The sequence below is a fragment of the Acidovorax sp. HMWF018 genome (assembly GCF_003061035.1).
Classification (GTDB): Bacteria; Pseudomonadota; Gammaproteobacteria; order Burkholderiales; family Burkholderiaceae_C; genus Acidovorax; species Acidovorax delafieldii.
Genome location: NZ_QAIM01000453.1, coordinates 53,976 through 61,490, shown reverse-complemented (window position 1 = coordinate 61,490; position 7,515 = coordinate 53,976). Strand labels below are relative to the sequence as shown.

The window sequence follows — 7,515 nt, the reverse complement described above, 5'->3', positions numbered from 1 at the left end:
TACCAGCGCGCATCAAAACGGGGCACGGCCCGCTCGGGCGCACCAGTGCCGGGCGCAGCGCCCTCGTCGCCCCGCCGCTTCACAAAAAAGCCCGCATTGGCCCGCGACACCAGCCAGCCCTGCGCCACTAGGCGGTCATAGGCCTCGACCACGGTGAACACGCTCACGCCGTGCGCAGCGGCAAAAGCGCGGATGGACGGGAGTTTGCTGCCGGGTTTGAGCACCTGCCCGGCGATGAGCCCCCGCAGACCATCGACGATCTGGCTGACCAGAGGTGTCTGGAGGTCGGGGCTGAGAGTGAGCATCAGGGGAGCAAAAAAGGGGGCGAATTGTGCACTGGGTTGGCGCACACCAAATCAGGGATTGCCTGTACAGGATTCTAGACCTGCACAGTGCGCGCCAAACAGCGCTGCGCTGTACATGGACGGGCCGTGGCGTGGATTCCAGAATTCGCCCCATTCCTGGTTTTCATTCCCTTTTTTGTCCTTCACAGCCACCGCCCACACCATGCAGCAAGACCGCCATTTCACCAACGCCGCCCTCCTCACCCGCCGCCACGCCGCCGTGGCCCGGGGCGTGGGCCAGGCCCATGAACTCTTCATCCACAAGGCCCGCAACGCCGAGCTGTGGGATGTGGAGGGCCGCCGCTTCATCGACTTTGCCGGTGGCATCGCGGTGCTCAACACCGGCCACCTGCACGCTGGCGTGATCGCCGCCGTCAAGGCCCAGCTGGACCTGTACACCCACACCTGCTTTCAGGTGGTGGCGTACGAACCCTACGTGGAAGTGTGCGAGCGCCTGAACACGCTGGCCCCCGGCGCGTTTGCCAAAAAGAGCTTGCTGCTCACCACCGGCGCCGAGGCTGTGGAAAACGCCATCAAGATCGCCCGCGCCTACACCAAGCGCCCTGGCGTGATCGCCTTCACGGGCGGCTACCACGGCCGCACCAACCTCACGCTGGGCCTCACCGGCAAGGTCGTTCCGTACAAGGTGGGTTTTGGCCCGTTCCCGGGTGAGACCTACCACGCGCTGTTCCCCAACGCACTGCATGGCGTGAGCGTGGAGCAGGCGCTGCATTCGGTGGAGCTGATCTTCAAGAACGACATCGAGCCCGAGCGCGTGGCCGCCTTCATCGTCGAGCCCGTGCAGGGCGAAGGCGGCTTCTATGTGGCCCCGCCCGAGTTCATCACCGGCCTCAAGGCCCTCGCAGACCGGTACGGCATCCTGCTGATTGCCGACGAAGTGCAGACCGGCGCGGGCCGCACGGGCACGTGGTTCGCCTGCGAACAATGGCCGGTGGCCCCCGACCTCATCACTACCGCCAAGTCGCTGGCGGGCGGTTTCCCCCTGTCGGGCGTGGTGGGCCGCGCTGACGTCATCGACGCGCCTGCAGCTGGCGGCCTGGGCGGCACCTATGCGGGCAGCCCGGTGGCCTGCGCGGCAGCCCTGGCGGTGATCGATGCGTTCGAGCAGGAAAACCTGCTGGCCCGCAGCCAGGACATGGGCGCGCTGCTGGTCAGTGCCCTGAAAGCAATGGCCGCCAAAGTACCCGCCATCGGCGACGTGCGCGGCCTGGGTGCCATGGTGGCGATCGAGCTGTTTGAAAGCGGCGATGCACACCGCCCCGACGCCGCACTGACCAAAAAGGTCGTGGCCGAAGCCGCGCGGCGCGGGCTCATCCTGCTGTCCTGCGGCACCTACGGCAACGTGATCCGCATCCTGGTGCCCCTGACGGCGTCGGACGAACTGCTGCACGAAGGCTTGGCCATCCTGGCCGACAGCTTCGCGGCTGTGGGCTGAATCCCTTCTCCCTTGATTGCCCCCACCACCATGAACCACGCAGAACCCCTGGTCCGCTTCAGCGGCGTGCAAAAAACCTACGACGGCGAACAGCTTGTGGTGCGTGCGCTGGACCTGGACATCCAGCGCGGCGAGTTCCTGAGCCTGCTGGGGCCTTCGGGCTCTGGCAAGACCACCACGCTGATGATGCTGGCCGGCTTCGAGTCGCCCACCGCGGGCGACATCCTGCTCGATGGCAAGCAGATCACGCGCACACCGCCGCACAAGCGCAACTTTGGCATGGTGTTCCAGAACTACGCGCTGTTCCCCCACCTCACCGTGGGGCAGAACGTGGCCTACCCGCTCACCGTGCGCAAGGTGCCCAAGGCCGAGCAGGCCGAACGCGTGAAGAAGGCGCTGGACATGGTCCGCCTGTCGGGCATGGCCGACCGCCTGCCCGCACGCCTGTCGGGCGGCCAACAGCAGCGCGTGGCGCTGGCCCGCGCCCTGGTGTTCAACCCCCAGCTGGTGCTGATGGACGAGCCCCTGGGAGCACTGGACAAACAGCTGCGCGAGCACATGCAGATCGAGCTGAAAGAGCTGCACCGCCAGCTGGGTGTGACCTTTGTGTACGTGACCCATGACCAGGGCGAAGCCCTGACCATGAGCGACCGCGTGGCGGTGTTCAACGAAGGAGTCATTCAGCAGTTGGCCGATGTGGAGTCACTGTACGAGACCCCGTCCAACCGCTTTGTGGCGGGTTTTGTGGGCGACAGCACGGTCATCACCGGTACGCTGCAAGGCAGTGGTACGGCGTGGGCACTGCAGTTGCCTGACGGCCAGCGCCTGCCCGGCCTCAATGTGAACCACCTGGCACCCGGCGCCCCGGCCGAGGCCTGCATCCGCCCCGAGCGCATTTCGCTGCATGCCGCCAGCGCCGCGCCCCAGGCCCCCGCCCTGCGCGCCACGGTGGCCCGTGCCATCTATTACGGCGACCACCTGCGCCTGATGTGCGACATCGGCGCCGGCCAGGCGCAAGCCACCGTCAAGCTGCCGCTGACCCGCGCCGACGCCAACCCGCACCCCGAACCTGGCGATGCGGTGCTGCTGGAGTTCCCCACGGAGTCCGTGCGCATCTACGCCGCGCCCACCGTTCACTGAACCGTATTTTTTGTTCCCCGTCCCCTTCCCTCAACCCCTAGGAAACCGCACCATGAAAAACAAGAGCCTGATCGCCTGCGCTGCCCTGTCTGCCTGCCTGGCCCTGCCCAGCCTGGCGCAGCAGCAACTCACCGTCGTCAACTTCGGCGGTGCCAACGCCAATGCACAAAAGAAGGCCTTCTACGAGCCCTACGAAAAGGCCGGCAACAAGATCGTGGCCGTGGAGTACAACGGCGAGCAGGCCAAGGTCAAGGCCATGGTCGAGGCCAAGAAGGTGACCTGGGACGTGGTCGAGGTGGAATCGCCCGACGCCGCGCGCGGCTGCGATGAAGGCCTGTACGAAAAGCTGGACTACAGCAAGATCGTGCCCAAGGCCGACCTGCTGCCCGCTGCGGTGAACGAGTGCGCCGTGGGCATCTTCGTGTGGTCCACCGTCATGGCCTACAACGGCGACAAGCTCAAGACCCCACCCACCAGCTGGGCTGACTTCTGGGACACCAAGAAGATCCCGGGCAAGCGCGGCATGCGCAAGGGCGCGCGCTACAACCTCGAATTTGCGCTGCTGGCCGACGGCGTGAAGCCCGCCGACGTGTACAAGGTGCTGGCCACCAAGGACGGCGCCGACCGCGCGTTCAAGAAGCTGACCGAACTCAAGCCCAACATCCAGTGGTGGGAGGCCGGTGCCCAGGCGCCCCAGTTCCTGGTCGCAGGCGATGTGACCCTGACCACGGTGTTCAACGGCCGCATCGACGCCGCCAACCGCGAAGGCCGCAACCTCAAGATCTACTGGCCCGGCGGCATCTACGACCTGGACTACTGGGCCATCCCCAAGGGCACACCCAACAAGGATGCGGCTGTGAAGTTCATCGCCTTCACGATGCAGACCCCACAGCAAGCCGCCTATGCACAGAACATTGCCTATGGCCCGGCCAACACCAAGGCCCTGGCGTCGCTGGACAAGAAGGTGCTGGACGACCTGCCCACCTCGGCCACCAACGCCAAAGAGGCCCTGCAGTTCAGCGTGGGCTTCTGGGCCGACCAGGGCGAGGCGCTGGAAAAGCGCTTTGCCGCCTGGGCCACGCAGTAAGCCTGCGCCCGCCCGCCTGAGCCATGAGCCCACACCAGCAGCAGACAGAGCCCACCACCATGCAAGCCCACTCCGGCGTGATCGCCATGAACGCCCCTGATATGGCCCCGCAACGCGCCCAGGACAGCCACGCCCCCGGCGCGCTGCGCAAAGCCCTGGCCCGCGCCGAAGTGCGGCGCAAATGGCGGGCGTTCAGCCTCACGCTGCCCTTGCTGGTGTTTCTGCTGCTCACGCTGCTGGTGCCCATTGCCGCGCTGCTGCAGCGCGCGGTGGAGAACCCCGAAGTGGCCAACGCGCTGCCCGGCACCATGCGTGCCCTGGACGGCTGGGACCGGCGCGACACACCACCGGCAGCGGCCTACGCCGCGCTGGTGGGCGATCTCGCCCGCCTGCCCGACCGTTCGGACGCTGGCGCCCTGGCGCGCCGGCTCAACTCCGAGGTGCCGGGCGCACGCTCCATGGTGATGGGGGCCTACCGCGACCTGCCTTTTGAAGGTTCTGCCGACGCCATCAGGGAGCGCCTGCTAGGCGCCGACCCCCGCTGGGGCGAGGCACCCTTCTGGCGCGCCATAGCCAAGAACGGCGCCCGCTGGACGCCCGACTACCTGCTTGCATCGGTGGACCTGCAGCGCGACGCACTGGGCCAGGTCGAGCGCATGCCCGAGGAGCAGCGCGCCTTCGGCGGCATCCTGCTGCGCACGTTCCACATCAGCCTGGTGGTCACACTGGTGTGCCTGCTGGTGGGCTACCCGCTGGCCTGGTGGCTGGCCTCATTGCCTGCGCGTTCGGCCAACGTGCTGATGATCCTGGTGCTGGTGCCTTTCTGGACCTCGATCCTGGTGCGTGTGGCCGCTTGGATCGTGCTGCTGCAATCCGAAGGCCTGGTCAACCGGGGCCTCATGGGCCTGGGCCTGATCGAACAGCCACTGGCGCTGCTGTTCAACCGCACGGGCGTGGTGATTGCCATGGTGCACATCCTGCTGCCGTTCATGATCCTGCCGCTGTACAGCGTGATGAAGAGCGTGCCGCCCACCTACCTGCGTGCGGCGGTGTCGCTGGGCAGCTCGCCGATTGCCGCTTTCTTTCGGGTGTATGTGCCGCAAACCTACCCCGGCATTGGCGCGGGTGCCCTGCTGGTGTTCATCCTGGCCATTGGCTACTACGTCACGCCCGCACTGCTGGGCGGAGCCGATGACCAGATGCTGAGCTACTACATCGCGCGCTACACCAATGTGGAAGTGAACTGGGGCATGGCCTGCGCGCTGGGTGCCCTGCTGCTGGCTGCCACGCTGCTGCTGTACGGCGTGTACCGCCGCATTGGCAAAGCCGAATTGAGTCTGGGCTGATCACTCCCTCCAAAGCTGAAAGTCGCTGACCATGTTTCGCCTGCCCCAATTCCCCCTATACGCCACGTTGGCCGACAAGCTCGGCTGGTGGGCCGTGCGCGCGCTGTGCGTGTCCGTGCTGGTGTTCCTGCTGGCCCCCATCCTGGTGATGGTGCCGCTGTCGTTCTCCGAAAGCTCGTTCCTCGCCTACCCCATCCACGGCTGGTCGCTCAAGTGGTACCGCAACCTGTTCGAGTCGGCCGAATGGGCCCGTGCCACGCGCAATAGCTTCATCGTGGCGCCCGCAGCCACGCTGATTGCCACTGTGCTGGGCACCCTGGCCGCCGTGGGCCTGTCGCGGGCGGACTTCCGGTTCAAGGGACTGCTCATGGCCATCCTGATTGCCCCCATGGTGGTGCCCATCATCGTGGTGGGCGTGGCCACCTACCTGTACTTCGCGCCGCTAGGCCTGGCCGACAGCTACTTCGGTCTCATCATCGTGCACGCAGCCCTGGGCGCACCCTTTGTGCTGACCACCGTGCTGGCCACGCTGGCGGGCTTCAACCACAACCTGGTGCGCGCCTCGCTGAGCCTGGGTGAGACACCGCTCAACACTTTCTTCCGCGTGACGCTGCCGGTGATTGCGCCGGGCGTGATCTCCGGCGCGCTGTTTGCGTTTGCCACCTCCTTTGACGAAGTGGTGGTCACCCTCTTCCTGGCCGGGGCCGACCAGTCCACGCTGCCGCGCCAGATGTTCAATGGCATCCGCGAGAACATTTCGCCCACCATTGCCGCCGTGGCCACACTGCTCATCCTCTTCACCACCAGCCTCTTGCTGGCGCTGGAGTGGCTGCGGGGCCGACGCGCATGATGGCGCAGGCCGTGTTCACCAGCGCACGCATCCCCACCCATGCCCCAGTTGCCGGTGCCACTTTGGCGACGCATTGCGCAGCCCCGCCCATGCTAGCCTTTGGCTAGATGTACGCGGGTCGTTGGCTACCCGCTCTGCTCCCCTTCTCTTTTCTGCTCGCCCTCTGTTTCGTCACCTCTCCCGGAAGTATTCCCATGGACATGAAGACATCTCCCCTCACACTGCTGAACGACCCCACGCTGCTCAAGACTGACGGCCTCATCAACGGCCAGTGGGTGGCGGGCAGCAGCCGCTTTGACGTGAACGACCCAGCCACAGGACTGAAGCTGGCCGACGTGGCCAATCTGGGCCCGCAGGATGCCGAGGCCGCCATTGCCGCCGCCAACGCCGCCTGGGGCCCTTGGAAGACCAAGACCGCCAAGGAGCGCAGCATCATCCTGCGCAAGTGGTTTGACCTGCTCATGGCCAATCAGGACGACCTGGGCCGCATCATGACCGCCGAACAGGGCAAGCCCCTGCCAGAAGCCAAGGGCGAGGTCGCCTACGGCGCGAGCTTTGTGGAATGGTTTGCCGAGGAGGCCAAGCGCATCAACGGCGAGACCCTGCCCCAATTTGACAACAACCGCCGCCTGCTGGTGCTCAAGCAACCCATCGGCGTGTGCGCGGCCATCACGCCATGGAACTTCCCGCTGGCCATGATCACCCGCAAGGTCGCACCTGCGCTGGCTGCGGGCTGCCCCGTGGTCATCAAGCCGGCCGAGTTGACGCCGCTCACCGCCTTGGCCGCGGCCGAGCTGGCCATCCGCGCAGGCATCCCTGCCGGGGTGTTCAACATCCTGCCCGCCGACAGCGACAACTCCATCGCCATCGGCAAGGTGCTGTGTGCGAGCGACGTGGTGCGCCACATCAGCTTCACAGGCAGCACCGAAGTAGGCCGCATCCTGATGGCGCAGTCGGCCCCCACGGTCAAGAAGATGTCGCTGGAGCTGGGTGGCAATGCGCCCTTCATCGTGTTCGACGATGCCGACATCGACAGCGCCGTGGAAGGTGCCTTTGCCAGCAAGTACCGCAACGCGGGCCAGACCTGCGTGTGCACCAACCGCTTTTACGTGCAGGAAGGCGTGTACGACGAGTTCGTGGCCAAGTTCGCCGCGAAGGTCAAGACGGCCAAGGTGGGCAATGGCTTTGAAGCCGGTGTGAACCAGGGCCCGCTGATCGAGGAAGCCGCGCTGGCCAAGGTGCAGCGCCACGTGGACGACGCGCTGGCCAAGGGCGGCCAGGTGGTGGCTGGC

The 7,515-nt window shown here is 66.1% G+C and carries 7 protein-coding genes; 6 read left to right on the top strand and 1 reads right to left on the bottom strand.

Translation table 11 applies throughout. The features are described from left to right. On the bottom strand, window positions 1-305 hold a 305-nt coding region (locus DBR23_RS31120), incomplete at its 3' end, for a GntR family transcriptional regulator (RefSeq protein ID WP_233250568.1). Between the two features lie 202 nt (window positions 306-507). On the opposite strand from DBR23_RS31120, the gene gabT reads away from it, so the two are divergent. From gabT to DBR23_RS19080, 6 genes are all read left to right on the top strand, one after another. Beyond that, window positions 508-1,800 carry a 4-aminobutyrate--2-oxoglutarate transaminase gene (gabT, locus tag DBR23_RS19105; RefSeq protein WP_108499260.1) on the top strand — a complete coding sequence of 431 codons (1,293 nt, stop codon included), beginning with the start codon at window positions 508-510 and terminating at the stop codon, window positions 1,798-1,800. 30 nt (window positions 1,801-1,830) lie between these two features. Beyond that, window positions 1,831-2,940 carry an ABC transporter ATP-binding protein gene (locus tag DBR23_RS19100; RefSeq protein WP_108499259.1) on the top strand — a complete coding sequence of 370 codons (1,110 nt, stop codon included), beginning with the start codon at window positions 1,831-1,833 and terminating at the stop codon, window positions 2,938-2,940. A 52-nt stretch (window positions 2,941-2,992) separates the two neighbouring features. Continuing rightward, window positions 2,993-4,027 (top strand): ABC transporter substrate-binding protein, encoded by a 1,035-nt coding sequence (locus DBR23_RS19095; RefSeq protein WP_056063211.1) that lies wholly within the window; start codon window positions 2,993-2,995, stop codon window positions 4,025-4,027. A gap of 101 nt (window positions 4,028-4,128) precedes the next feature. Next, window positions 4,129-5,373, top strand: coding sequence for an ABC transporter permease (locus tag DBR23_RS19090; protein WP_108499258.1), 1,245 nt, complete (start codon window positions 4,129-4,131; stop codon window positions 5,371-5,373). Between the two features lie 31 nt (window positions 5,374-5,404). Next, on the top strand, window positions 5,405-6,223 hold the full coding sequence (locus DBR23_RS19085; RefSeq protein ID WP_108499256.1) for an ABC transporter permease: 819 nt from the start codon (window positions 5,405-5,407) through the stop codon (window positions 6,221-6,223). 194 nt (window positions 6,224-6,417) lie between these two features. Continuing rightward, window positions 6,418-7,515: aldehyde dehydrogenase family protein (locus DBR23_RS19080; RefSeq protein WP_304466221.1), on the top strand; the 1,098-nt coding region annotated here is incomplete at its 3' end.

Excerpts from the sequence above, each read along its gene's own strand:
- DBR23_RS19085 (WP_108499256.1), top strand. The coding sequence starts at position 5,405 with ATGTTTCGCCTGCCCCAATTCCCCCTATACGCCACGTTGGCCGACAAG.
- DBR23_RS19100 (WP_108499259.1), top strand. The coding sequence starts at position 1,831 with ATGAACCACGCAGAACCCCTGGTCCGCTTCAGCGGCGTGCAAAAAACC.
- DBR23_RS19095 (WP_056063211.1), top strand. The coding sequence starts at position 2,993 with ATGAAAAACAAGAGCCTGATCGCCTGCGCTGCCCTGTCTGCCTGCCTG.
- gabT (WP_108499260.1), top strand. The coding sequence starts at position 508 with ATGCAGCAAGACCGCCATTTCACCAACGCCGCCCTCCTCACCCGCCGC.
- DBR23_RS19090 (WP_108499258.1), top strand. The coding sequence starts at position 4,129 with ATGGCCCCGCAACGCGCCCAGGACAGCCACGCCCCCGGCGCGCTGCGC.